The 24,553-nt window shown below is 71.8% G+C and carries 19 protein-coding genes and 1 pseudogene; 15 read left to right on the top strand and 5 right to left on the bottom strand.

Translation table 11 applies throughout. The features are described from left to right. Positions 1–131: 131 nt before the first annotated feature. Both IF54_RS0105590 and IF54_RS0105585 read left to right on the top strand, forming a co-directional pair. Entirely contained in the window at positions 132–2,627 is a 2,496-nt protein-coding gene (locus tag IF54_RS0105590) for a ThuA domain-containing protein (protein ID WP_199821180.1), read from the top strand. Next, the gene (locus IF54_RS0105585; protein ID WP_030315122.1) at positions 2,627–4,822 is read left to right on the top strand and encodes an OmpL47-type beta-barrel domain-containing protein; all 2,196 of its coding nucleotides are present in this window, start codon (positions 2,627–2,629) and stop codon (positions 4,820–4,822) included. The genes IF54_RS0105590 and IF54_RS0105585 overlap by 1 nt, the downstream gene beginning before the upstream one ends. Here the strand turns inward: IF54_RS0105585 and ligD are convergent. Continuing rightward, positions 4,809–5,834: a non-homologous end-joining DNA ligase gene (gene ligD / locus IF54_RS0105580; protein ID WP_030315120.1), complete on the bottom strand. Its 1,026-nt coding sequence runs from the start codon at positions 5,832–5,834 to the stop codon at positions 4,809–4,811. The two genes, IF54_RS0105585 and ligD, sit on opposite strands and share 14 nt — an antisense overlap. 74 nt (positions 5,835–5,908) lie before the next feature. Here ligD and IF54_RS0105575 point away from each other — a divergent pair, with 74 nt between their 5' ends. Next, positions 5,909–6,970: an ATP-dependent DNA ligase gene (locus IF54_RS0105575; protein ID WP_030315119.1), complete on the top strand. Its 1,062-nt coding sequence runs from the start codon at positions 5,909–5,911 to the stop codon at positions 6,968–6,970. 51 nt (positions 6,971–7,021) lie between these two features. Here IF54_RS0105575 and IF54_RS0105570 read toward each other — a convergent pair whose 3' ends face one another. Further along, positions 7,022–8,212, bottom strand: coding sequence for a zinc-dependent alcohol dehydrogenase (locus IF54_RS0105570; protein ID WP_030315116.1), 1,191 nt, complete (start codon positions 8,210–8,212; stop codon positions 7,022–7,024). 229 nt (positions 8,213–8,441) lie between these two features. Between IF54_RS0105570 and IF54_RS0105565 the strand changes: the two genes are divergently transcribed. After that, positions 8,442–9,488 carry a DUF3048 domain-containing protein gene (locus IF54_RS0105565; RefSeq protein ID WP_051735352.1) on the top strand — a complete coding sequence of 349 codons (1,047 nt, stop codon included), beginning with the start codon at positions 8,442–8,444 and terminating at the stop codon, positions 9,486–9,488. Positions 9,489–9,506: 18 nt separating this feature from the next. Here IF54_RS0105565 and IF54_RS0105560 read toward each other — a convergent pair whose 3' ends face one another. Continuing rightward, the gene (locus IF54_RS0105560; protein WP_030315113.1) at positions 9,507–9,971 is read right to left on the bottom strand and encodes a MarR family winged helix-turn-helix transcriptional regulator; all 465 of its coding nucleotides are present in this window, start codon (positions 9,969–9,971) and stop codon (positions 9,507–9,509) included. Positions 9,972–10,107: 136 nt separating this feature from the next. Here IF54_RS0105560 and IF54_RS0105555 point away from each other — a divergent pair, with 136 nt between their 5' ends. Genes IF54_RS0105555 through IF54_RS0105520 form a run of 8 tightly spaced genes read left to right on the top strand, consistent with a single transcriptional unit; the run spans position 10,108 to position 17,430 of the window. Continuing rightward, positions 10,108–10,890: a CoA transferase subunit A gene (locus IF54_RS0105555; protein ID WP_030315110.1), complete on the top strand. Its 783-nt coding sequence runs from the start codon at positions 10,108–10,110 to the stop codon at positions 10,888–10,890. Next, the gene (locus IF54_RS0105550) at positions 10,890–11,534 is read left to right on the top strand and encodes a CoA transferase subunit B (protein WP_030315109.1); all 645 of its coding nucleotides are present in this window, start codon (positions 10,890–10,892) and stop codon (positions 11,532–11,534) included. The genes IF54_RS0105555 and IF54_RS0105550 overlap by 1 nt, the downstream gene beginning before the upstream one ends. Beyond that, positions 11,531–12,733 carry a thiolase family protein gene (locus IF54_RS0105545; RefSeq protein WP_030315106.1) on the top strand — a complete coding sequence of 401 codons (1,203 nt, stop codon included), beginning with the start codon at positions 11,531–11,533 and terminating at the stop codon, positions 12,731–12,733. Before IF54_RS0105550 ends, IF54_RS0105545 begins: the two co-directional genes overlap by 4 nt. A gap of 18 nt (positions 12,734–12,751) precedes the next feature. Next, positions 12,752–13,525, top strand: a complete 774-nt coding sequence (pcaH, locus tag IF54_RS0105540; protein WP_030315104.1) for a protocatechuate 3,4-dioxygenase subunit beta — start codon at positions 12,752–12,754, stop codon at positions 13,523–13,525. A gap of 6 nt (positions 13,526–13,531) precedes the next feature. After that, positions 13,532–14,137 carry a protocatechuate 3,4-dioxygenase subunit alpha gene (gene pcaG, locus IF54_RS0105535; protein ID WP_030315102.1) on the top strand — a complete coding sequence of 202 codons (606 nt, stop codon included), beginning with the start codon at positions 13,532–13,534 and terminating at the stop codon, positions 14,135–14,137. Beyond that, positions 14,134–15,465 carry a 3-carboxy-cis,cis-muconate cycloisomerase gene (gene pcaB, locus IF54_RS0105530; protein WP_030315100.1) on the top strand — a complete coding sequence of 444 codons (1,332 nt, stop codon included), beginning with the start codon at positions 14,134–14,136 and terminating at the stop codon, positions 15,463–15,465. The genes pcaG and pcaB overlap by 4 nt, the downstream gene beginning before the upstream one ends. Further along, on the top strand, positions 15,462–16,589 hold the full coding sequence (pcaD, locus tag IF54_RS0105525) for a 3-oxoadipate enol-lactonase (RefSeq protein WP_030315098.1): 1,128 nt from the start codon (positions 15,462–15,464) through the stop codon (positions 16,587–16,589). The genes pcaB and pcaD overlap by 4 nt, the downstream gene beginning before the upstream one ends. A gap of 49 nt (positions 16,590–16,638) precedes the next feature. Further along, positions 16,639–17,430, top strand: coding sequence for an SDR family NAD(P)-dependent oxidoreductase (locus IF54_RS0105520; protein ID WP_030315096.1), 792 nt, complete (start codon positions 16,639–16,641; stop codon positions 17,428–17,430). Positions 17,431–17,485: 55 nt separating this feature from the next. Here the strand turns inward: IF54_RS0105520 and IF54_RS39425 are convergent. Continuing rightward, positions 17,486–20,103: pseudogene (locus IF54_RS39425) on the bottom strand (ATP-binding protein). 420 nt (positions 20,104–20,523) lie between these two features. Here IF54_RS39425 and IF54_RS0105510 point away from each other — a divergent pair. Further along, a complete protein-coding gene (locus IF54_RS0105510; RefSeq protein ID WP_030315095.1) occupies positions 20,524–21,570 on the top strand; it encodes a DUF2510 domain-containing protein in 1,047 nt (348 codons plus the stop codon). Positions 21,571–21,937: 367 nt separating this feature from the next. Here IF54_RS0105510 and IF54_RS0105505 read toward each other — a convergent pair whose 3' ends face one another. Beyond that, a complete protein-coding gene (locus IF54_RS0105505) occupies positions 21,938–22,552 on the bottom strand; it encodes a TetR/AcrR family transcriptional regulator (RefSeq protein WP_030315092.1) in 615 nt (204 codons plus the stop codon). Between the two features lie 230 nt (positions 22,553–22,782). On the opposite strand from IF54_RS0105505, the gene IF54_RS0105500 reads away from it, so the two are divergent. Next, positions 22,783–23,589, top strand: coding sequence for a phosphatase PAP2 family protein (locus tag IF54_RS0105500; RefSeq protein WP_030315090.1), 807 nt, complete (start codon positions 22,783–22,785; stop codon positions 23,587–23,589). Beyond that, positions 23,586–24,545 (top strand): hypothetical protein, encoded by a 960-nt coding sequence (locus IF54_RS0105495; RefSeq protein ID WP_030315088.1) that lies wholly within the window; start codon positions 23,586–23,588, stop codon positions 24,543–24,545. The genes IF54_RS0105500 and IF54_RS0105495 overlap by 4 nt, the downstream gene beginning before the upstream one ends. Positions 24,546–24,553: the final 8 nt, after the last annotated feature.

Genomic DNA, 24,553 nt, shown 5'->3' with positions numbered 1-24,553 from the left:
GACGGTACCGGCCCGCGAGCCGTTTATCCACACTCAGGACAAAGTTGGTGCGATCCCGGTCATAGGTATTGGCGAGCGGGGCGAAGCGGTCTAGCTTCCATGGCGCTGCTGCCGTGACCGAGGAGGTGCCCATGCACTTACGAGGGTTGAGCGCGAGAAGCGGAGGAACGACGAGAAGACGGACCCGCGTGGCGGTCGTGACCGCCGGGGTCGTCGCCGGGCTGTTGTCCGGCCCCGCCGCGGGGGCGGCTCCGCCGCCGGAGCCCATCGCGACAACGATGTCTGTCAAGTCGCCGCCGGGCGGCGGGGACGTGCGGGTGCTGGTCTTCTACGGCTCCGCGGCCGCCGGCGAGGAGTCGCCGGTCGTCAACGCGGGGATCGCGGCCATCGAACGGATCGGGCTCTCGGGCCCGGCGAACCAGCGGTTCGAGACGGAGGCCACGGACGACGCCCGGGTCTTCACCGACGAGCGGGCGCTGGGGAGTTACAACGCGATCGTCTTCCTGACCGGCGGCGGCGATGTCCTCGACCCCGACCAGGAAGCCGGCCTGGAGGCCTACATGGAGGCGGGCGGCGGCTTCGTCGGCATCCATGACGCGGCCCGGGCGGAACCGTACTCCGACTGGTTCACCGGGCTCGTCGGCGCCCGGCCGGCCTCCACAAGCCCGACGGCCGTCCAGCGGGCCACCGTCGAGGTCGGCGACCGGCAGCACCCGGCGACCAAGGACCTGCCGGTGCAGTGGAAGCGCCCCGACCAGTGGTTCAACTGGGTGAAGAACCCGTCCGGCGAGGTGCACACCGTGGCCCGGGTGCGCGAGTCGACGTACCGGCCCGGCACGGGCGCCAACGGCTGGGACCATCCGGTGAGTTGGTGCCGGGACTACGACGGCGGCCGGTCCTTCTACACCGGCATGGGCGGCACGGTGTCGTCGTACGACGAGACCGACTTCCGCACCCATCTGCGCGGCGCGCTGCTGTGGACCTCACGGCTCGTGCAGGCCGACTGCAAGGCGACCATCAACGCCAACTACAAGGCGGAACGCCTCACCCAGCCCAACCAGCCGGGGCAGAACGACCAGATCGGCGAGCCGCACGGCCTGGTCACCGCCCCCGACGGGCGGGTCCTGTACATCGGGCGTGGCGGCGCCGACTCCTCCCAGCCGGTGATCACCGACTGGAACAACCCCGACATCGGCAAGGGCAAGGGCGAGATCCACGTCTACGACCCGAGGACCAGGAAGGTCACCCTCGCGGGCGCGTTGACCGTCTTCGGGAACAAGGGCGGCGGCGACGAACTGGTGAAGGTCGAGGAGGGCCTGCTCGGGATCGAGCTCGACCCGCGGTTCGAGGAGAACGGCTGGGTGTACCTGCACTACACCCCGCACTCCCGGCTCAACCGCGACACGCAGATGGCCGAGCGGCGGGTCTCCCGCTTCACCCTCGATCTCGCGACGAACCGGCTGGACCTGAACAGCGAGAAGGTACTGCTCAAGTGGCCGGTCCAGGTGCACAGTTGCTGCCATGCGGGCGGCGGGATGTCCTGGGACTCGAAGGGCAACCTCTACATCGCGACCGGCGACAACAACTCCAGCGGCTTCAGCGGGGGTTACTCCGGCAACAACCCGCAGCCGAACTACAAGGGCGTCTCCTTCGCGGACGCGCGCCGCACCGCGGGCAACACCAACAACCTCAACGGCAAGATCCTGCGCATCCATCCGGAGGCCGACGGGACGTACACCCTCCCCGAGGGGAACCTCTTCACCGGCAGGGAGACCGCCGAGGGCGGTGGCAAGACGCGCGGCGAGATCTACGTGATGGGGGTCAGGAACCCGGCCCGGATCTTCGTCGACAAGAAGACCGACATCCTCTACGCGGGGTGGGTCGGTCCGGACGCGGGCGCGCCCTCGACGACCTGGGGTCCGGCCAAGTACGACACCTTCGCCGTCATCACCAGCGCGAGCAACCGGGGCTGGCCGTACTGCATGGGCAACAAGCAGCCCTACCGGGACCGCAACCTGCCCGACCCCGACCAGCCGCTGGGCTGGTACGACTGCGACCACCCGAAGAACGAGTCGCCGAACAACGACGGTCTGGTCAACCTCCCTCCGGTCACCGGCAACAACATCTGGTACTCGCCGCAGGGCGGCGCTCCGGACTACCCGCGGGACGCGAACGGCATCCCCTCGTACAAGCAGGAGGAGGCCACGTACCTGCTGCCCTGGCTCAAGGGCGGCGGCCAGGCCGCGATGAACGGCCCGGTCTACCGGTACGACACCGCCGCGGCGACCAGCACCGTCAAGTGGCCCTCCTACTGGGACGGCAAGTGGTTCGTCGGCGACTTCTACGACGCCGACCAGCCGCGCAACGCGGTGATCACGGACCCGAGGACCCACGGCGAGGGCGGACTCCCGGTGCACTCCGAGTCGTTGAAGAAGATCGTGCCGATCGGCAACGACGGCATCAAGAACCTCATGGACTGGAAGTTCGGTCCGGACGGGGCTCTGTACGTCCTCGACTACGGGCGCGGCTTCTTCACCTCGGACGCCAAGTCGGCGCTGTGGCGGGTCACTTACCAGGGCGGCGGACCCACTCCGGCCGCCGGCGAGTTGGTGCGGGGAGGACAGTGATGCGCCGACAGAGATCTCTGACCGTCCTGCTGGCGGCCCTGCTGATGCTGCTGGGCCTGACATCGACGTCGAAAGCCCAGCCTCAGGGAGTGAACAAGGCCGCCGCGCAGACCCTCACCTGGACCGCCGGCGACGACATCACCAGGTACGCCTCGGCGCCGACGACAGCGGTCGCCGGTACGGCCACGATCGTCTTCGAGAACAGCACGGCCACCGGCAACACCACCGGGATGCCGCACACGCTGACCTTCGTGACCAGCGATCCCGAGTTCAACGACGACGTCCAGCTCAACATCCTCGCCAACCCGAACGACGACACGGGAGGCCGTCACACCGCCGAGGTCACCCTCACCCCCGGCCGCTACTTCTACCACTGCACGATCCCGGGCCACGGCCAGATGCAGGGCATCCTGGTGGTGACCGAGGGCACCGGCCAGGACACCACCGCGCCGACGGCCCGCGCTCAGGTGTCCGGCACGCAGAACGCGCAGGGCCAGTACGTCGGTTCGGCGAGCGTGGCCCTCACGGCGACCGACGAGGCCGGTGGCTCCGGCGTCGACCGGATCGAGTACGCGATCGGGGACACGGGTGCCTGGCAGCCGTACACCGCCCCGGTCGTCGTCGACCAGGCAGGCGACCACAAGGTGCGCTACCGGGCCGTCGACAAGGCGGGCAACGTCTCCGCCGAGCAGAGCGCCGCCTTCACGGTGGTGCCGCCGCCGTCCGACGACACCGTGCCGCCGGACACCTCGGCGACGGTGAGCGGCGAGAAGAACCCCGACGGCACGTACATCGACATGGCCACGGTGACCGTGTCGGCGTCCGACACCGGATCCGGAGTCGACACCATCGAGTACGCGGTGAACAGCGGGACCTGGCAGCCGTACACGATGCCCGTGATGGTGCATCAGGTCGGCTCCCACACCGTGCGGTACCGGGCGACCGACAAGGCGGGCAACGTGGCCGCCGAGAAGAGCGTCGCGTTCACGGTGGTCGCTGCGGCCCCGCAGGACACCGTCCCGCCGGTGACCGGTGTGACCGTGGACGGCACGCGGAACTCCGACGGCGCCTACGTGGGCAACGCCAGGGTGACCGTGAGCGCCACGGACACGGGCGGTTCGGGTGTCGCCGGCATCGCGTACTCGATCGACGCCGGACCCTATCTGGCGTACACGGCTCCCGTGGTCGTCGACCGGGCGGGCACGCACACCCTCGCGTACCGCGCGACGGACAAGGCGGGCAACACCTCGGCCGCGCGCACGGTGACCTTCACGGTGGTGTCCAGTCAGGTTCCGGCGCCCAACTGCCCCGAACTCGACGAGCGGTTGACGGTGATCGTCGGCGCGGTCGACTCGGGGGTGCCGAACCGGATCACCAACAGCCGATGCCGGATCAACGAGTTGATCGAGGACGAGAAGGAGTGGACCTCCCACGCCCTGTTCCTCAAGCACGTGAAGACCGTCCTGGACAGGCTCTTCCGGGAGGGGGTGCTCGACGCGCGCGAGTACGACGCCATCGACGCGGCGGCCCGCGAGTCCGGCATCGGCACGCCGGGTCAGACCGAGGGCTACCGCACGATCCTCGACGGCAGCGCGGCCTCCTTCGCCAAGTGGCAGCAGGTGGGCGGCGGTTCGTTCGCACCGAACGGCGACGGGTCGATCACGTCCGGCACCACCAGGGACGGCCTCGGCATGCTCTGGTTCCCGGAGCGCACGTACGGCGACTTCTCGCTCAAGCTCCAGTGGCGGGACGACGCCCCGGGCACCGACAACGCCAACTCCGGTGTGTTCGTGCGGTTCCCGTGGGTCCACGACCACCCGGAGGAGCCCCGGCCCGAGTGGGCGGCCATCAAGTTCGGGCACGAGATCCAGGTGTTCGACCGCCCCGACGGCGACATGTACAAGACCGGTTCGGTCTACGGCTTCGACCGGGTGGGACTCGCCGGTGCCGGCGTCACCCAGAAGGGGACCTGGAACGACTACGAGATCCGGGTGGTCGACCAGCACTACTCGGTCTTCCGCAACGGCGTGCTGATCAACGAGTTCGACAACTTCGGCGGTCAGGACTTCTACCCGGCGCGCTCGGACGACCCGGGCACGGACGGGCGGCGGTTCGCCTCCGGCTACATCGGACTCCAGGTGCACAGCACGACGGACGTGATCTCGTACCGGGACGTCAGGATCAAGGAGTTGTAGAACCGGGCTTCCTTGCCCGGCTCGGCTGTACCCGCTTGGGCTCCCCCGGCATCTTCGGATACTCGGGCGGGTACGGCAGATCGCCGAGACCGTGGTCGTGCTCGTCCTTGCGGGCGAGCTCCAGCAGAGGCTCGAGCGAGAAGGCGTGATCGTCCATGTCCGCGTGCACGTCGCCGAGTTCGGCGAAGCGCGCGGGCATGGTCGCGAGGTCGAAGTCCTGGGGGTGCGCCACGCCGACCTCCTCCCAGCGCAGGGGTGCGGAGACCGGGGCGTGCGGGCGGGGCCGTACGGAATAGGCGGAGGCGATCGTGCGGTCGCGGGCCGTCTGGTTGTAGTCGAGGAAGATGCGCTCGCCGCGCTCCTCCTTCCACCACTTGATGGTCACGTGGTCCGGCATCCGGCGTTCCATCTCCCGGCCGACCGCGATCGCCGCCCGCCGTACCTGGGTGAAGGTCCAGCGCGGTTCGATGGGCACGAAGACGTGCAGGCCGCGTCCGCCGGAGGTCTTGGGCCAGCCGCGCAGACCGCCGAACTCCTCCAGCACCGACCGCAGTTCGTGGGCGGCGCGCACGGCGTCGTCGTAGTCGGTGCCGGGCTGCGGGTCGAGGTCGATGCGCAGTTCGTCGGGGCTGTCGACGTCGTCGCGGCGGACCGGCCAGGGGTGGAAGGTGAGCGTGCCGAACTGGGCGGCCCACAGCACGGCGGCCTCCTCGGTGGGGCACATCTCGTCGGCGCTGCGGCCGCTCGGGAAGGTGATGTGGGCGGTGGGGATCCAGTCGGGCATGTTCTTGGGCGCCCGCTTCTGGAAGAAGTTCTCGCCGGTCACCCCGTCCGGGTAGCGCTCCAGGGTGGTGGGGCGGTTGCGCAGGGCGCGCAGGATGCCGGGGGCGACCGCCTGGTAGTAGCGGGCCAGGTCCAGCTTGGTGAAGCCGCGCTCCGGGAAGAAGATCTTGTCCGGGCTGGACAGCCGTACCGTCCGGCCGCCCGCCTCGAGTTCCACCGCGTCACCCATGCGGCCACCGTAGGCCCAGCGGGCACAGTGCGCATATCAGGCGAAAAACGGCACCTCCCAGCAGAATCGGACCCATGGATCTGCCGGTGATGCCCCCCGTGAAGCCCATGCTCGCCAAGTCGGTGGCGAAGATCCCGCCGGACATGCACTACGAGGCGAAGTGGGACGGGTTCCGGGCGATCGTGTTCCGGGACGGGGCCGAAGTCGAGCTGGGCAGCCGTACCGGAAAGCCGCTGACCAGGTACTTTCCCGAGCTGGTCGAGGCTCTGCGGGAGCGGCTGCCGGAGCGCTGCGTGATGGACGGGGAGATCGTGATCGCCCGGGAGGGCCGCCTCGACTTCGACGCGCTGACCGAGCGGATCCACCCGGCGGACTCACGGGTGCGGACGCTGGCCGAGCGGACCCCGGCCTCCTTCGTCGCCTTCGACCTGCTGGCGGTCCAGGACGAGTCCCTGCTGGACGTGCCGCTGGCCGAGCGCAGGAAGCTGCTCACGACCGCCCTGTCCGGGGTCACGGCGCCGGTGCACCTCGCTCCCGCGACGACCGACATCGGCGTGGCACAGCAGTGGTTCGAGCAGTACGAGGGCGCGGGCCTGGACGGGGTCATCGCCAAGCCGCTCACCGGGCGCTACCTCCAGGACGAGCGCGCTATGTTCAAGATCAAGCACGAGCGCACCGCGGACGTGGTGGTGGCGGGCTACCGGCTCCACAAGAGCGGCCCGGTCGTCGGCTCCCTGCTGCTCGGCCTCCACGACGACCGGGGCACGCTCCAGCACGTGGGCGTGTCGGCGGCCTTCCCGATGAAGCGGCGCGCCGAGCTGATCGACGAACTGGAGCCGCTGCGGATGGCGGACGCGAGCGGCCATCCGTGGGCGGCCTGGGCCGAGGAGGCCGCCCACGAGAGCGCCCGGCTGCCCGGGGCGCCGAGCCGCTGGTCGGGCAAGAAGGACCTGTCCTGGGTGCCGCTGAGGCCGGAGCGGGTGGCGGAGGTGGCGTACGACCACATGGAGAACGGCGCACGCTTCCGCCACACCGCCCGTTTCCGCCGCTGGCGGCCCGACCGGACCCCCGAGAGCTGCACCTACGCGCAGCTGGAGGAGCCGGTGCGCTACGACCTGGACGACATCCTGCGCTGACCGCGGCCGGTACCGGGATCGGCAGCAGAAGTCAGCAGAGGCCAGCAGCGGTCAGGGCTTCATCAGCACCTTGACCATGCCGTCCTGCTTCTTCTGGAACATCTCGTAGGCGCGCGGGGCGTCGGACAGCGGCACATGGTGAGTCGCGAAGTCGTCGACGCCGAGCGGGTCCTCGTCCGTCAGGTACGGGATGATCTCGTCACTCCAGCGCCGGACGTTGGCCTGGCCCATACGGATCTGGATCTGCTTGTCGAACATGGTGAGCATGGGCAGCGGGTCGGCCATGCCGCCGTAGACGCCGGTCAGGGAGAGGGTGCCGCCGCGGCGCACCAGCTCGATCGCGGTGTGCAGGGCGGCGAGCCGGTCGATGCTGAACCGCTCGGCGAAGGGCCCGCTGATCCTCCTCGGCAGCAGGGCCGAGGCGTTCTGGGCGAGCCGGGCTGCCGCGCTGCCGTGGGCCTCGGTGCCGACCGCGTCGATCACGGCGTCGGGACCGCGTCCGTCGGTCTCGTCGCGGATGGCCTGGACCAGTTCCTTCTCGCTGTCGAAGCTCCGGAGGTCGTACGTCTCCACGCCCCGCGCGCGAGCCCTGCGCAGCCGCTCGGTCACCAGGTCCACGCCGAAGACGCGCCCGGCGCCCCGCACCTGGGCGACCCGGCAGGCCATGTCGCCGATGGGCCCGAGTCCGAGCACCGCCACACTGCCGCCCTCGGGGACGTCCGCGTAGGCGACGGCCTGCCAGGCGGTCGGCAGCACGTCGGAGAGGTAGACGAAGCGGTCGTCCGGCGGGCCCTCGGGCACCTTGATGGGCCCGAACTGCGCCTGCGGGACCCGCAGATACTCGGCTTGGGCGCCCGGCACCGCGCCGTACAGACGGGTGTAGCCGAACAGGGCGGCGCCCATCCCCTCGCTGGTGACCTGGGTGGTCTCGCACTGGGTCGGCAGCCCGGTCATGCACATCCAGCAGTTGCCGCAGGCGATCTGGAAGGGCACGACCACGCGGTCACCCGCCGCGAGGTCGGGCACCGCGGCGCCGACCTCCTCGACGATGCCCATGGGTTCGTGCCCGAGGATGTCGCCCGGGGTCATGAACGGGGTGAGCACCTCGTAGAGATGCAGGTCGGAGCCGCACAGCCCGGTGGAGGTGATGCGGATGACGGCGTCCGTCGGTTCCTTGATCCGGGGATCGGGCACCTCTTCCACCCGTACGTCCCGCTTGCCCTGCCAGGTCACAGCCTTCATCGCCCGGCACTCCCTCCATCACCTCGTACAGCGCGTGTCGGTCCTGGGGTCGCCGGCCCGGGTACCCGTGGCGTCCGCCGCCGAACCGCGATCGAGGGCTGATCGGCCTATCGGGCGTGCCCGATCAAAATCAGACGGGTATGGCCATCAAAGAACTTATAAGCGCACAATCAATGACACGAGGCGGGTGCGTATGGCGGGCCTGGCGCGTGCGGCGGGAGCGATGGGCATGACGGGGACGGCGGAGAACACGGATACGGCGGACACGGCGGGCAGCAGATCCGGGGCGCGTGCGAAACGCGCCCGTACGGCGGCGGCCCTGCTGGCCGCGGCAGGCCTGTTCCTCGCAGGCTGTACGCACCAGGGCAAGCCCCGCGTCCCGGCCGACGACGGGCGGGGACATCTGGACACCGCGGCCCCGAGCGCCTCGGCACCGACCTCGCCGGAACCCGCCCGGCAGGCCCCGTCCCCGCTCGCCGTGAAGATCGACAACGTGCGGGCGGCGCGGCCGCAGACCGGTCTCGACTCAGCGGACGTCGTCTACGCCGAGCAGGTCGAGGGCGGGCTCAGCCGGCTCATGGCGGTGTACGCGACCAGGCTGCCGAAGGCTGTCGGCCCGGTGCGCAGCGCCCGCGAGTCCGACCTGGAGCTGCTGCGGCAGTTCCACGACCCGACGCTCGCCTTCTCGGGCGCGCAGGGCAAGCTGATGCCCCTGATCAACCGGGCACCGCTGGACGCCCGCACCCCCGAGAAGGCGTCCGAGGCCTACTTCCGCGGCGCCGGCCGGGCCATCCCGCACAACCTCTACCTGCGCCCGAAGCGTCTGATGCCCACCACGCCGGGCCCGGACGCACTCACCACCGGGTTCCGCTACGGCCCCGCGCCCGCCGGCGGCACGAAGGACACCTCGGAGACGGTCCGTTTCCCGGCCGCCCGCTTCACCTTCACCTGGTCCCCGAACCGGGGGCGCTGGCTGGTCTCGCTGGACGGCACCCCGGACGTGATGACCGACGGGAAGCGGCTGGCCCCGGCGACGGTCGTGGTGCAGTACGTGAAGGTCCGCAAGTCCGCCTTCCACGACTTCCTCGGCAACAACACGCCGTACACGGTGACGGTCGGCTCGGGGAAGGCGAAGGTGCTGCGCGACGGCCGGGCCTGGGACGTGAACTGGCAGCGGGCCAAGGCGACGGACGGCACGCGGTTCACGACGAAGGACGGCTCACCCATGAACTTCGCCACGGGCCAGGTATGGGTCGTGTTCGCGAAAGCGTCCTGAGTCGGGGCCGCCGTGCGATCAGGGCCGGCCGACCAGCGGTTCCGCCGGGTTGCGGAGCCCCTCGGCCGCGTCCGAGACGCGGCGGATCAGCTCGAAGAACAGGTCCTGCTCGTCGGCGGAGAGCGGGGCCAGGAAGACCTGGTTCATCCGGGCCGTGCGCACGGTCAGCCTGCGGTGCGTGCGCACCCCCTCCTCGGTCAGGCGCAGCAGGAAGCGGCGGCCGTCCTGGGCGTCGCGGACCTTGTCGAGCAGTCCGCGGCGGCCCAGCCGGCTGATCACCTCGGCGATGGTCGACCGGTCGAGGCCCACCCGCTCCCCCACCGTGCGCTGGTCGAGGCCCGGTTCGGCGACGAGCGCGTTCAGGACCGCGAACTGCGGCGAGGTGATCTCCTCGGAGACCATCGTGTTCCACAGCAGGTAGTGCGCCTGCTGGAGCCGCCGGGCGAGGTGCCCGGGGTGGGTGGTGAGGTCCACCGCGGCCATGTGCGCTCCCGAGTCGATTTGGTCTGTGTACTGAAGAATATCGAGCCTTGACGCCAGGCTGCCACAGTGGCAGCTTAAGAGAAACCTCGCCGAAATACTCAGTGCACTGAGCAAATCAAGAGATGGGGCTGCGCGGATGGACAAGGTGGTCGCCACAGCCGGGGAGGCCGTGGCCGACGTGCCCCGCGGTGCGTCGCTGGCGGTGGGCGGTTTCGGTCTGAGCGGTGTGCCGAACGTGCTCATCCAGGCGCTGTACGAGCGTGGTGTGTCCGAGCTGTCGGTGGTCTCCAACAACTGCGGGGCCATGGAGTCGGGCCTGGCGGTCCTGCTCGCGGCCGGGCGGATCGCCCGGGTGACCGGGTCCTACATCGGCGCCAACAAGGAGTTCGCCCGCCAGTACCTGGCCGGTGAGCTGGAGGTCGAGATGATCCCGCAGGGCACGCTCGCCGAGCGGCTGCGGGCGGGCGGCGCCGGCATCCCCGCGTTCTTCACCCCGGCCGGGGTCGGCACCCAGGTCGCCGACGGCGGGCTCCCCTGGCGCTACGACGGCTCCGGCGGGGTCGCGCTGGCCTCGCCGCCGAAGGAGGTGCGGGAGTTCGACGGCACCGAGTACGTCCTGGAGCGCGGCATCCGCACCGACTTCGCCCTCGTGCGGGCGGCGAAGGGGGACCGGCACGGCAACCTGGTCTTCAACAAGTCCACCCGCAACTTCAACCCCCTCGCGGCGATGGCGGGCAAGGTGACCATCGCCGAGGTAGAGGAACTCGTGGAGCCCGGCGAGATCGACCCGGACGCGGTGCACCTGCCCGGGATCTTCGTCCAGCGGGTGGTGGCCCTGACCCCGGAACAGGCGACGGACAAGAAGATCGAGCAGCGGACGGTCTCCGCGGCTCCGGCACGAGGCACGGTGAACGACTGATGGCCTGGACCCGGCAGCAGATGGCCGCACGAGCCGCACGCGAGCTTCAGGACGGCCAGTACGTCAACCTCGGCATCGGCCTGCCGACGCTGATCCCGAACTACCTCCCCGAGGGCGTCGAGGTGATCCTGGAGTCGGAGAACGGCATCCTGGGCACCGGCCCCTACCCCACCGAGGACCAGGTCGACCCCGATCTGATCAACGCGGGCAAGGAGACCGTCACCGTGCTGCCGGGGGCGTCCTTCTTCGACTCGGCGCTGTCCTTCTCGATGATCCGGGGCGGGCACATCGACGTGGCGGTGCTGGGCGCCATGCAGGTGTCCGAGACCGGCGACCTGGCGAACTGGGCCATCCCCGGCAAGCTGATCACCGGGATCGGCGGGGCGATGGACCTGGTGCACGGCGCCCGTACGGTCATCGTGGTGATGACGCACACCGCCAAGGACGACTCTCCCAAGATCCTCACCGAGTGCGCGCTGCCGCTGACCGGCAAGGCGTGCGTGGACCGGATCATCACCGACCTCGGCGTCCTGGACGTGACCGAGGACGGGCTGGTGCTGGTCGAGACGGCGCCCGGGGTCACCGTCGAGGAGATCACCGCCAAGACCGACGCCAAGCTGAGTGTCGCGGAGGACCTGAAGTGAAGAACGTCTACATCGTCGACGCGGTCCGCACCCCCGTCGGCCGCTACAACGGAGGCCTCGCCTCGGTGCGCCCGGACGACCTGGGCGCCCACGCGATCCGTGAACTCCTGGCCCGCACGCCCGACCTGGACCCGTCCCGGATCGAGGACGTCTACTTCGGCAACGCCAACGGGGCGGGCGAGGAGAACCGCAACGTCGGCCGCATGGCCGCCCTGCTCGCCGGACTGCCGACCTCCGTGCCGGGCGTGACCGTCAACCGCCTGTGCGCCTCGGGCCTGGAGGCGGTGATCCAGGCGGCCCGGGCGATCGCCCTCGGGGACGCCTCGATCGCCGTCGCCGGCGGGGTGGAGTCGATGACCCGGGCACCCTACGTGCTGCCCAAGTCCGACAAGCCGTTCCCGGCCGCCCACACCGAGCTGTACTCGACCACGCTGGGCTGGCGCATGGTCAACCCGGCCATGGAGCCGCAGTGGACGATCCCGCTGGGCGAGTCGGCCGAACTGATCGCCGACAAGCACAAGATCAGCCGGGAGCAGCAGGACGAGTTCGCCCTGGCCTCGCACCAGAAGGCGGCCCGGGCACAGGCGGCGGGGCTGTTCGACGCCGAGCTGGCGCCGGTGTCCATCCCGCGACGCAAGGGCGAGCCGGTGGTCTTCGGCGCCGACGAATGCGTACGGCCGGACGCCTCGCTGGAGGCGATGGCGAAGCTCAAGCCGTCGTTCCGCAAAGACGGGGGCACCGTGACCGCGGGCAACGCGTCACCGCTCAACGACGGCGCCGCCGCCCTGCTGCTCGTCGACGACGAGGGCCTGGCCGCCACCGGCCGCGAACCGCTGGCCCGGATCTCCGCGACCGGCGTCAACGCACTGGACCCGCACTACTTCGGCCTCGCCCCCGTCGAGGCGGTCAACCGGGCGCTCGCCAAGGCGGGCAAGGGATTCGACGACCTGTCGGTCCTGGAGCTGAACGAGGCGTTCGCCGCCCAGGTGCTGGGATGCGTCGCCGAATGGCCCGAGTTCGACCCGGCCATCCTCAACCCGCAGGGCGGCGCCATCGCACTCGGGCACCCGCTCGGCGCCTCGGGCGCGCGGCTGGCCGGCACGGTCGCCCACCAACTCGCCCGCAGAGGCGGCGGAGTCGGTGTCGCCACCCTGTGCATCGGTGTCGGCCAGGGTCTCGCTCTCGTCCTCGAACGTTAACGGAACGCAGGAATCCCCATGACTCTCACCCAGCACGACATCGACCAGGAAATCGCCGCCGAGCACGCCGCCTACGAGAAGCGGGTCGCCGACGGGGCACCGGTCGAGCATCACCCGCGGCGCGACTACGCGCCCTACCGTTCCTCGGTGCTGCGCCATCCGAAGCAGCCGCCGGTCACCATCGACGTGACCAAGGACCCGGAGCTGGTGGAGCTGCACTCCCCCGCCTTCGGGGAGCGGGACATCACCGAGATCGACAACGACCTGACCCGGCACCACCGCGGGGAGCCCGTCGGCGAGCGCATCACCGTGTCCGGGCGGCTGCTCGACCGCGACGGACGGCCCGTGCGCGGCCAGCTGATCGAGATCTGGCAGGCGAACTCCGCCGGGCGCTACGCCCACCAACGCGAGCAGCACGACGCCCCGCTGGACCCGAACTTCACCGGCGTCGGCCGCACCCTCACCGACGACTCCGGCTTCTACCGCTTCACCACCATCCAGCCCGGCCCCTACCCGTGGCGCAACCACGTCAACGCCTGGCGCCCCGCCCACATCCACTTCTCCATGTTCGGGACCGCGTTCACCCAGCGCCTGGTGACCCAGATGTACTTCCCGAGCGATCCGCTCTTTCCGTACGACCCGATCATCCAGTCGGTGACGGACGACGCGGCACGGCAGCGGCTGGTCGCCACCTACGACCACAGCCTGTCCGTACCGGAGTTCTCGATGGGCTACCACTGGGACATCGTGCTGGACGGGCCGCACGCCACCTGGGTCGAGGAAGGACGCTGACCTGCCATGACGAAGATCGACACCAGCTCGCCGGAGAGCGTGCTGCCCACCCCCTCGCACACCGTCGGCCCCTTCTACGGGTACGCGCTGCCCTTCCCCGGCGGCGGTGACATCGCGCCCGTCGGCCACCCGGACACCATCACCGTCCAGGGCTACATCACCGACGGCGAGGGCAACCCGCTGCCGGACGCCTTCGTGGAGCTGTGGGGCCCGGACCCGGACGGCAACCTGCCCACGACCGACGGCTCGATCCGGCGCGACCCGGCGACCGGCGGCTACCTGGGGCGCAACGGCGTGGAGTTCACCGGCTGGGGCCGCATCCAGACCGACGCCAACGGGCACTGGTACGCGCGCACCCTGCGCCCCGGCGCCCGCGGACAGAGCGCCCCGCACCTCAGTGTCTGCGTCTTCGCACGCGGACTGCTGGTGCACCTGTTCACCCGGATCTACCTGCCGGGGGACGAGGCGGCCCTGGGTGCCGACCCGCTGCTCTCCCGCCTGGACGCGGACCGCCGCGACACGCTGATCGCCGCCGACACCGGTCACGGGACGTACCGTTTCGACATCCGCCTTCAGGGCGAAGGCGAGACGGTCTTCCTGGAGTTCCAGTGACTTCTCCCGATCCGGACACCGGTCTGCTCGCCCCCGGGTGGGCAGACTCCCCCGCCGCCTCCGCGACCTCCGACGGCGCCTTCCTCCAGGCGCTGCTGGACGCGGAGGCAGCGCTGACCCGGGTGCAGGCCCGGCTGGGTCTCGCTCCGGCCGGGGCGGCCGAGGCGGTGACCGGGGCGGCCCACGCGGACCGCTTCGACGTACGGTCCCTCTCCGGCCGTGCGCGGGCCGGCGGCAACCCCGTCATCCCCCTGGTCGCCGACCTCACGAAGGCGGTGGGCCAGGAGTACGGCCCGTATGTGCACCGGGGCGCGACCAGCCAGGACATCCTGGACACGGCACTGATGCTGGTGGCCGCACGCACGCTCGACCTCGTGCTGGCAGACCTGGACCGCGTGCAGCGTGCCCTGGCCCGGCTCGCCGCCGATCACCGGGACACCGCGATGCCCGGCCGGACGCTGACCCAGCACGCGGTGCCGACGACGTTCGGGCTGAAGGCGGCCGGATGGCGTTCGCTGGTACTGGACGCGCGGGACCGGGTCATCGGGGTACGGGAGGGTCTCCCCGCTCAACTAGGGGGTGCGGCGGGCACGTTGGCTGCCTTCACCGTGTACGGAGCCGGGGACCCGGTGGGCCTCGCGGCGGCCTACGCCCGGGAGCTGGGCCTGGAGGCGCCCCTCCTGCCCTGGCACACCCTGCGCACGCCCGTCGCCGACCTCGCCGGGTGCCTGGCCTGCACGGCCGGAGCCCTGGGCAAGATCGCCACGGACGTGCTGGTGCTGGGCCGCACCGAGATCGCCGAACTCTCGGAGGGCAGCGGCGGTGGCTCCTCGGCCATGCCGCACAAGGCGAACCCCGTCCGCTCCACGCTGATCGCGGCCGCCGCCCGGCGCGCTCCCCAGCTCGCGGCCACGCTGTACGGCTCGATGGCCGCCGAGGACGAGCGGCCGGCCGGTGCCTGGCACGCCGAATGGGAGCCGCTGAGGGATCTGCTGCGCCTGGTCGGCGGCGCCGCCCGGGACGCCGCCGAACTCACCGAGGGACTGCGGGTGAACGCGGACGCCATGCGTCGGCACCTGGACCTCACCCACGGGCTGATCGTCTCCGAGCGGCTCTCCGCCGAGCTGGCGGACGTGCTGGGCCGGGCCCGCGCCAAGGAGCTGCTGACCGAGCTGGCCGGGCGGACGTACGCCGAAGGCAGATCGCTGGGCGAACTTCTCGCGCAGGAGCCCGAGTTGAAGGACGTCGACCTCGGGGAACTCACTGACCCGGCTCGCTACACGGGCTCCGCCGGAGCCCTCACCGACCGCGCACTGGAGCGACGTTGACCGAGAAACTCCTCAACCACCGTGCCGAGGGCTCCGCTTCGGCGCCGCCTCTGCTGCTCGGGCCGTCGCTCGGGACGTCGTACGCCCTCTGGGACAAGGTGGCGCCCGAGCTGTCCATCACCCACCGGGTGGTCCGCTGGGACCTGCCCGGGCACGGCGGTTCGGCGGCCGACCTGATCGGGCCCGGCGCCACGGTGGGCGACCTCGCCGCCCTGGTGCTGGAACTCGCCGACTCCCTCGGCATCGAGCGGTTCGCATACGCCGGGGTGTCGCTGGGCGGTGCCGTCGGTCTGCATCTGGCCGTGCACCACCCGGAGCGGGTCGCCTCACTGGCGGTCATCTGTTCCTCCGCGCACTTCAACGGCGCGGGGCCGTGGCAGGAGCGGGCCGAGCGGGTCCGGCGGGAAGGGCTGGAGTGGCTGCTGGAGAGCGCGAACTCCCGCTGGTTCGCCGGTGACTTCACCGATCCGGTGCTCGTACGGGACCACGCCGAGGCCGATCCGCAGGCATACGCCGCCTGCTGTGACGCGCTGGCCGCCTTCGACCTGCGCGACCTGCTCGCCGGGATCTCCGCGCCGACCCTGCTGATCGCGGGCCGCGAGGACCCGGCGACCCCGCCGCCCCACCTGCGGGAGATCGCCGACGCGGTGCGGGGTGCCACGCTCGTCGAGCTGCCGGGCGCCTCCCACCTGGCCCCGGCGCAGTGCCCGGAGGCCGTGCTCACCGCACTGCGGGCCCACCTCGACGGCGGCGCCCGGCGGGGCATGGAGGTGCGGCGCGAGGTCCTCGGGGACACCCACGTGGACCGGGCGCAGTCCCGTCAGACCCCCTTCACCGCCCGCTTCCAGGACTTCATCTCGCGCTACGCGTGGGGCGAGATCTGGACCGACCCGACGCTCAGCCGCCGCGAGCGCAGCATGATCACGCTGACCGCGCTGGTCGCCCACGGCCACTACGACGAGCTGGCCATGCATGTGCGCGCGGCCCGCCGCAACGGGCTCACGCCGGACGAGATCGGGGCCGTACTGCTCCAGACGGCCGTGTACTGCGGGGTTCCGGCGGCGAACTCGGCGTTCGCGACGGCCCAGCGGGTGCTGGCGGAAGAGGAGAGCCCGGAAGGGTGACACCGGCAGGGGCAGGCACGCGGCGCCCTGGTCTGCCTACCGTGGGGGCATGTCGACCATCCTGATCACCGGCGCCACCTCGGGTCTCGGCCGCTACGTCGCCTTCGAGCTGGTCCGCGCCGGCCATGTCGTCCTCGCCCACGGACGCGACCGGGGCCGTACGGAGAGCCTGGTGGCGGAGCTGCGGCTGGAGGGCGAGGCCGAGGGGTTCGTGGCCGACCTGGCCTCTCTGGCCGAGGTGCGCGACCTGGGCGCGCGGGTCGCCGAGGCCCGTGCCGGACTCGATGTGCTGATCAACAACGCGGGTATGGGCGCCGGTTCACCCGGCACAGGCCGCGAGCTGAGTGCCGACGGCCACGAACTCCGCCTGGCGGTGAACTACTTGGCACCGGTGGCGCTGACCCGGGCCCTGCTGCCGACCCTGACGGCGAACGCTCCGGCCCGGATCGTCAACGTGGGTTCGGTGGGGCAGGAGCCGCTCGACTTCGACGACCCCGAGTTCACCCGGGGCTACGCCGGATTCGCCGCCTACCGCCGCGCGAAGTTCGCCCTGGCGGCCCACACCTTCGCCCTGGCCGAGGAGTTGAAGGGAACGGGGGTCGCGGTGAACGTCCTCCACCCGGCCACGTTCATGGACACGGCGATGGTCAGGGAGGGCGGAATGGCGCCCTGGTCGACGGTGGCGGACGGGGCGCCGGGGGTGTTGGCCCTGGCCACGAAGGACTTGGGTACGGGCGGCTACTTCGACGGGACGAGTCCGGCTCGGGCGCATGAGGAGACGTACGACAGGGAGGTGCAGAAGCGTCTGATGGCGTTGACGGATCAACTCCTCGCGCTGTGACTCCCCAGGGGCGCGGGGAACTGCGCGGCCGGCCCCCACCGGCGCGCAGACGACATCACCGCAACCCCCGCCCCGTTTCCAGCACTTCCCGGGCCTGGGTCACCAACCCGTCCGCCCCGCACGACCGAGCCAACGCCAGCCCACGGTTCAGCTCAGCCACCGACCGAGCCAGAATCCCGTACTCCACCCGCGCCGCCGCATGCTCGTACTGACACGGCGACGCCTCCAGATACGCCACAGCCTGCGCAGCGAGCCGCACCGCCCGCTGCCCCGTCTCCAGCGCGGCCGCACACCTCAGTGCCTCCCCTATGGCCGTGTCCGTACCGAGCCGCTCTGCATGCCGGCGGACTTCCTTGACCAGTTGGGCCGCCCGTACCGGATCCTCCACGGCGAGGGCGCGCGCGAGGTCGACGGCCCAGGGGACCAGCACCGGATTGTGGTGCCCCCGCACCTGCGCCGCCTTCTCCGCGGCCTCCAGTTCGTTGACGGCTTCCTTGGTCCGGCCGACCGCGAGCAGCAGCCGCCCGCGCACGGACCGCGGATCGGGCAGCACGATCGTGGCGGGGTAGGGCGGGGCGAACCCGTACTGCTCGGCGATCGCCCAGGCCTCCTCGACATGTCCGCGCGCGAGCAGCGTGTCGACGAGGTTGCAGGTCGCCGACCAGTACAGGGGCAGTCCGCGTCCGACCCGCTCGGCGAGCCGCAGTGACTCGCGCAGCGAGGTCTCCGCCTCCCGCAGCCGCCCGCGCCTGCGGTGGCCGAGGCCGACGTAGGCGTGGGCGAGCGCGAGGTGTCCGCCGCTCCAGCCGGCCGACTCGTAGGTGCGCAGGGCGTCGGAGTACAGGGCCTCTGCCCGGTCCAGCCGGTCCGTGAAGGCGTACGCGCTGGCCAGCATCAGCGGCAGTTCGAGGCCCCACTCGGTGTCGGTCCAGCCCAGTCCGGGCGCGAGGCGGCCGTTGACCAGGGCGCGGTCGCAGCTCTCGGCGATCTCCTCGGCGCTCTCGCCGTGGGCCATCGCGTCGAAGCCGCGCAGGATGAGCAGGGCGCGCTCGGCGTTGTCCCGGCCGGTGCAGGTGGCGGCGAGGGCGGCGAGGCGCTCGGAGCGGCCCGGGGAGGTGGTCTCGCCCGGGTAGAGGCTCTCCCAGGTGTACTGCACGGCCTGGAGACGGAGCCGGGCCGGGCCCTCCTCGTGCCGGGCGGCCTCCGCCTCGACGGTGCGGACGGCCTCCTCCAGCTGGTTGTTGTGCATGAGGGCCTGGGAGAGCCGGATGACGGCGTCGACCCGGGCGGAGCCCTCCAGGCCGGGCATGGCCAGCGCGGTCTGGAGGTGGCCGATGGTCTTGGCCGGGGCGGTCAGGAGGGTGGCGCAGCCGAGTTCGAAGAGCACGCTCGCGTGGACCTCGGGCGGCGGGGGTTCCAGCAGGGCGCGCTCCAGGCAGCGGCGGGCCGCGTCCGGGGCGCCGACGGCGAGGTGTTCGCGGGCGGCCTCGCGCAGCTGCTCGACGAGTTCCTCGTCGTCGTCCGGGTGGACCTGGAGGAGATGCCGGGAGGCGGCCGCGGCGCCGTGCCCGGAATCGGTGACGAGCTGTGCGGCGATGCCGTGCATGGCGGTGCGCAGGGCGTCGGGGATGGAGTCGTAGACGGCGGTGGCGATCAGCGGGTGGACGAACTCCAGCTCGCCGGCCTCGCCCTGGACCCCGGTGAGTATGCGGGCGTTGCGCAGCAGTTCGGCGCAGAGGGCCGCCTTCTGCGGACTCAGGGTGGCGAGCCGGGCCGCCAGACCGACGGAGATGTCGGTGCCGAGGATCGCGGCGGCCCAGGCGAACCGGGTGGCGTCGATGCCGAGTTCCTCCAGGCGGGCGACGAGTCCGCCGCCGCGGGCCGAGCGGTTCAGCTCGCGCAGTTCGCTCGCCGACTCCTCGCTCGGCTCCATCCCGCTGTCCCGGACCTTGGCGAGGAGTTCGACGGTCTCGTACGGGTTGCCGCCGGTGACGGCCCACACCTCGCGGCAGAACGGGGCGTCGGCGTGGTCGCCCAGGGTGGCGCGGGTGAGGCCCTCGGCGGCCGACGGGGTGAGGGCGCTCAGATTGGTGACGGGGCGGCCCGCGGTGGCGGCGACCGCGTCCAGGAGGCGGGCCCGCTCGCCGGTGGCGTCACCGGGGCGGCGGGCCAGCGCAGGGTCTCCTGGTCGGCCCAGTGGGCGTCGTCGATCGTCAGCACCAGCGGCCAGTCCCGGCGGGCCAGCCGGCGCACCGCGGCGACCAGTCCGTCGCACACGCCCTGCGGGTCGGCCTGCCGCTCCCCCGGGTCCGCGATGCCGAGGGCGGGGCCGGCGATGTCGTACCAGTCGCCGAGGTACTCGCGTGCTTCCTCGGGCATCAGCGACAGCAGGGCGGGCTGGAGCAGTTGGCGTACGACGTTGAAGGGGACGGACCTGAGGGTCTCGCCGCCGCGGGCCGACCAGACGGTGCAGCCGCGGGCCTCGGCGATCCTGCGGGTCTCGGCCAGCAGGGCGGTCTTGCCGAAGCCCGCCTCGCCGCCGATCATCAGCACGCTGCCCGCGGACGCGTGGTCCTCGCGCAGAGCGTCGACCGCGCGTTCGACGGCGGTGATTTCCTCGTCGCGCTCCCACAGCGAGGCCGGGGCGGCCGCAGTGGGCCGTACCTCCGTCATCCCGCTACCTCCCCAAGTCGCCCGGACGACGTTCAGAACTCGAGCGTAGCCGTACGGGTGCGGAAGCGGAGGGCGGTCGGGGTACCTGTTGCCGTGACGGGTGATCTGGGGTACGCGCAGGCGACGCACCCTGCCCGTGACCAGCCGCAGACAAACCTGACTATCGGTCAGTTGTCTTTCTGGCAGCGGGAGGTGAAAGCCTCGGCAGTGGGGGTCGAAAGCCTCGGCAGTCGCGGCTGGAAGCCTCGGCAGTGGCCGGTCCGGTTCTCCGCGGCTCGTCCGCGGCTCCTTCGCGACGATCACCGCGGCGCCCCGCACGCGCGCGTGCCGAAGGGGTCGCCCGGCGTGCGTGGGGATCCCGGCCGGAATGGACCGGGCCCCTCTCATCCCACTTTCACCGAGTGCTCTTACGGTGGGGACATGACGCAGGAGACTCCCCCCGGGTGGTACCCCGACCCCGGGCAGACAAGTGACGGTCCCGCCACCGAGCGCTGGTGGGACGGCAGGGCGTGGACGGAGCAGACCCGTCCCACCGGATCGGCCGCCGCATGGGGTCCCCCGGAGCAGGTCGCGAGCCCCGGGGAGTACGCGGCCCATCCGGCGTACCCGGCGTACCCGGCGTATCCCGCGCAGCCGCCGACCACCAAGCGGCGCGGCCCGGTGGGCATAGCGGTGGCGGTGGCGGCGGCGGTCGTGGTCCTCGCGAGCATAGGCGTCGGCGTGTACGCGCTGACCGACAACGACGGCGGAAGCAAGGACACCGCCAACTCGCAGGGTCCGGGCGGCCAGGGCGGGCCCTTCGGCGGCAACGGGGGCCAGAACGGGCAGGGCGGCCCCTTCGGCGGCAACGGCGGCTCCGGTGGCGACGGCGGCAATGGCGGCAACGGCGGCTCCGGAGGCGAGACGCCCTCCCCGCAGGGCTCCGAGGCGCCGAGGATCGAGAGCGGTTCGGTGACCGACTCGATCGACGGGATCAGCCTGCCCATCCCGGACGGCTGGTACGGCCAGGAGATCCAGGTCGGCGCGTCCGTCACCTCGAAGGACTCCTACGCCTGCCCCGGCGACACCTCCGCGTCGTGCACGAAGGGCGGTGCCTACTCGGCGCCCGCCCTGGCGCTCGGCAGCAAGGGCAGCACGGCCGAGCAGGTCGCCAAGGCCGACATCCAGGCGAACGCCGAGCAGTCCTACGGCGGCAAGACCTACGGCTCGATCACCTCGCACGACGTGCTGGACTCCAGGGCGGTGACCGTGGCCGGGCGGAAGGGCTACCTGGTCCGCTGGAAGGCAGTCACCAGCAAGGGCTCCGACGGCTATGTCCAGTCGCTGGCCTTCCCCGCGCCCGCGAACCCGCAGCAGATCGTGGTGGTGCGCTTCGGTGTGGACGTCGGCGAGGGCCAGGGTGTGATCGACGACATCACCAAGGGGATCAAGGTGTCGACGGGCGGCGGCAGCGGCAGCAACGTGTGACGCCGGGGCTCCGGAGCGGGGTCCGCCGAGCTCCCGAAAGCCGGGACAGCCGGGGCTCCGACGCCGGGGCTCCGGAGCGGGGTCCGCCGAGCTCCCGAAAGCCGGGACAGCCGGGGCTCCGACGCCGGGACGGCCGCGCCCCAAACACCTGCACGGCCGGGGCTCCGAGCCGAAACGCCCGCGCTCCCACGCCAGGACGGCCAGGGCTCCGAGCCGAAACCGTCGCGCCGCCAACGCCGGACGGCCGGGTGGGGCGCCTCTCCGCTCGGGAGGCGCCCCGCCCGGCCCGGGGGTGCGCGCCGCCCCCGTCCCCACGGTGCGGCGCGAGCAGGTCGCCGTCCAGTCATCCCGTGGACGGCGGCCTGGGTCAGGTCAGGCCGAGGGCCGGCAGTACGGCGGCCTCGACGAAGCGGACCAGGTAGTCCTGGTCGGCGTACTCCCCGTCGATGACCGGCCGGGCGCGGATCACGCCGAACATCTGGACCGGGACGTACTCCAGCGCCGGGTGTCCCGCGGCGATCTCACCGCGGTCGACGCCCCGCTGGAGGAGGTGCCTCAGGGCGGCGATCTCCGGTTCGACCAGGGCTTCCCGCAGGGCCCGCGCGAGTTCCTCGTCCTGGGTCGCCGCATGGCCGAGCGCCTGGAGGAGCTTGGTGTCGCGCGTCGACCACCGGCCCGCCGCCCGGGCGGCCTCGCGCAGGTCCTCGGCGAGCGATCCGGTGTCGATGCCGTCGAACTTCGCCTGGCGCCGGGAGCGCAGCGCGGCCACCACGAACTGGGGTTTGGTCTTCCACTGCCGGTAGAGCGTGGACTTGCTGCACCGCGTGCTGGAGGCGACGCCCTCCATGGTCACGGCGTCGTATCCGCATTCACGGATCTGTTCGAGCACGGCGTCGAAGAACTCCTGCTCACGCTCCGGCGTGATCTTGGAGCGGCGCGAGGCGGCGACCGTCTCCGGTCCGTCCGCGGCCTGCGACGTCATCTGCCCTTCTCCTCACTCACGGAGCGACGGGCCTGCTGCGCGGTCCGCGCGTTTCATTCCCGGTTTCCCGTGTGTCGTTCGTCTATCGATACGCCAGTGTACCGGTACCCGACCGTATCGGTACACTGGCGTATCGGTACGATGTCGTATCGATGAGTTTGGGGATCGGAACGGGTCATCACCCTGTCCGGATCCAGTACCCGCACCACCGTCAGCGAAAGGGCCGGGGGATGAATGCCCGCACCGAGCCTTCAGAAGCGGAGCCGGGCGCGACAGCGCGGCCGCCGCTCGTCCGTGAGCTCCTGCTCGTCGTAGGACTCTTCCTCGTCTACAAGTTCGGCCGGCAACTGGTCGCGGGGCACACCCCCGAGGCCTTCCGCAACGCCGGTCGCGTCTGGGACTGGGAGCGGGCCCTGCACCTGCCCTCGGAGCGCTCGGTGCAGTCGCTGCTGCTGCACGGCGACACCCTCGCGCACGTCGCCAACACCTACTACGCGACCGTCCACTTCCCGGCCACGGTCGCCTTCCTGGTCTGGCTCTACCTCAAGCGCCCCGCGCACTACGTCTGGGCCCGCCGCGTCCTCGCCTCGCTGACCGGCGCCGCCCTGGTCCTGCACCTGGTCTTCCCGCTGGCCCCGCCGCGGATGCTCGCGGCTGCCGGACTGGTCGACACCGCGAAGGCCTACGGCCCCTCCGTGTACGGCCCACCGCAGACCGACACCCTCTCCAACCAGTTCGCGGCGATGCCCTCGCTGCACTTCGGGTGGGCGCTGATGGTGGCGATCGGTCTGATCGTGGCGACCCGCTCCCGTTGGCGCTGGCTCTGGCTGCTGCACCCCCTGGTGACGCTGACGGTGATCGTCGGCACGGCGAACCACTACTGGCTGGACGCGATCGTCGCGGCCGCGCTGCTCGGCATCGCCCTCGCGGTCCTCCACGCACCGCAGCGCACGGCGAGCACGGCGGGACGGGCCCGGCAGAAGCTCGCCCCGGCCCCATCCGAGAAGAAGAACGTCCTGGTCGGAGCGGGCCGATGAACGCCACCCTGATCGCCGTGGCCCTGAGCCTGCTCTCCTCCGTCGCCTACGCGGCCGCCGCGGTCGCGCAGGAGCGCCTGGCCTCGCGCAACCCCGGCTCGGGTGTGCTGCGGATGCTGGGCTCGGGTGCCTGGTGGGGATCCGTCGCCCTCAACGCGTCGGCCGCGCTGCTGCACGTGGTGGCCCTCAAGTACGGCCCGCTGACCGTGGTCCAGCCGCTCGGCGCGCTCACGCTCGTCGCCGCGGTGCCGCTGGGCGCGCGGATCGCGGGACGCCGGGTCACGGCGACGGAGTGGCGGGGCACGGCGTACACGCTGGCGGGGCTCGCGGCCATCCTGGTGGTGGCGTCGGGTTCCGCACCCGGGAGGGTACTGAGCACCTCCGAGGCGGTCGCGGTGGCGGGGGCGACGGCGGCGCTCATCGGGCTGCTGGCCCGCCCGGGCACCCGGCCCGGGGTACGGCACGCCTCGGCGTCCGGGGTCGCCTCGGGTGTCGCCTCCGCGCTCACCCAGACCGTGACGGTGGCCGCGACGGACCGCTCCGGATCCCTGCTCAGCGTCCAGGTGATCGGCGTGGCGCTGCTCGTCGCGGCTTTCGCGGCGGGCGGGCTCCTGCTCTCCCAGACGGCCTACCGGGACGGTCTGGGCGCCCCGCTCGCGGTGGTCACCCTGGCCAACCCGCTGGCCGCGGCGATCATCGGGCTCTCGCTGCTGGGCGAGGGCCTGCGCGGCGGAGCGGCGGGTGTGCTGCTGGCGCTGGCGGGCGCGGGCCTGGCCTCGTGGGGCGTGGTGCTGCTGAGCCGGGTCGCTCCCGCCGAGGTGCAGGACGACCACCCGGTGGCGGACGTCCTGGCACACGACGACCACCCAGTGGCAGCGGTCCTGGCACTGGAACCGTCACTGCGGGACGTGAAGGTGCCCCGGCCTTCCGAACCGGGGCACCTCACACCGCTCTGACCGATCCA

Origin of the sequence: Streptomyces sp. NRRL B-3229 (assembly GCF_000719505.1) — a bacterium.
Classification (GTDB): domain Bacteria; phylum Actinomycetota; class Actinomycetes; order Streptomycetales; family Streptomycetaceae; genus Streptomyces; species Streptomyces griseorubiginosus.
Note: the sequence above shows the minus strand (reverse complement) of the source record. Positions and strands in the feature narration are given on the sequence as shown.

What these genes read in the sequence shown, in the direction of transcription:
- IF54_RS0105555 (WP_030315110.1), top strand. Translation starts at nt 10,108, where the DNA reads ATGGACAAGGTGGTCGCCACAGCCGGGGAGGCCGTGGCCGACGTGCCC.
- IF54_RS0105560 (WP_030315113.1), bottom strand. Translation starts at nt 9,971, where the DNA reads ATGGCCGCGGTGGACCTCACCACCCACCCCGGGCACCTCGCCCGGCGG.
- IF54_RS0105570 (WP_030315116.1), bottom strand. Translation starts at nt 8,212, where the DNA reads ATGAAGGCTGTGACCTGGCAGGGCAAGCGGGACGTACGGGTGGAAGAG.
- IF54_RS0105510 (WP_030315095.1), top strand. Translation starts at nt 20,524, where the DNA reads ATGACGCAGGAGACTCCCCCCGGGTGGTACCCCGACCCCGGGCAGACA.
- pcaH (WP_030315104.1), top strand. Translation starts at nt 12,752, where the DNA reads ATGACTCTCACCCAGCACGACATCGACCAGGAAATCGCCGCCGAGCAC.
- ligD (WP_030315120.1), bottom strand. Translation starts at nt 5,834, where the DNA reads ATGGGTGACGCGGTGGAACTCGAGGCGGGCGGCCGGACGGTACGGCTG.
- IF54_RS0105550 (WP_030315109.1), top strand. Translation starts at nt 10,890, where the DNA reads ATGGCCTGGACCCGGCAGCAGATGGCCGCACGAGCCGCACGCGAGCTT.
- IF54_RS0105505 (WP_030315092.1), bottom strand. Translation starts at nt 22,552, where the DNA reads ATGACGTCGCAGGCCGCGGACGGACCGGAGACGGTCGCCGCCTCGCGC.
- IF54_RS0105585 (WP_030315122.1), top strand. Translation starts at nt 2,627, where the DNA reads ATGCGCCGACAGAGATCTCTGACCGTCCTGCTGGCGGCCCTGCTGATG.
- IF54_RS0105565 (WP_051735352.1), top strand. Translation starts at nt 8,442, where the DNA reads ATGACGGGGACGGCGGAGAACACGGATACGGCGGACACGGCGGGCAGC.
- IF54_RS0105500 (WP_030315090.1), top strand. Translation starts at nt 22,783, where the DNA reads ATGAATGCCCGCACCGAGCCTTCAGAAGCGGAGCCGGGCGCGACAGCG.
- IF54_RS0105590 (WP_199821180.1), top strand. Translation starts at nt 132, where the DNA reads ATGCACTTACGAGGGTTGAGCGCGAGAAGCGGAGGAACGACGAGAAGA.
- IF54_RS0105575 (WP_030315119.1), top strand. Translation starts at nt 5,909, where the DNA reads ATGGATCTGCCGGTGATGCCCCCCGTGAAGCCCATGCTCGCCAAGTCG.
- IF54_RS0105520 (WP_030315096.1), top strand. Translation starts at nt 16,639, where the DNA reads ATGTCGACCATCCTGATCACCGGCGCCACCTCGGGTCTCGGCCGCTAC.
- pcaG (WP_030315102.1), top strand. Translation starts at nt 13,532, where the DNA reads ATGACGAAGATCGACACCAGCTCGCCGGAGAGCGTGCTGCCCACCCCC.
- IF54_RS0105495 (WP_030315088.1), top strand. Translation starts at nt 23,586, where the DNA reads ATGAACGCCACCCTGATCGCCGTGGCCCTGAGCCTGCTCTCCTCCGTC.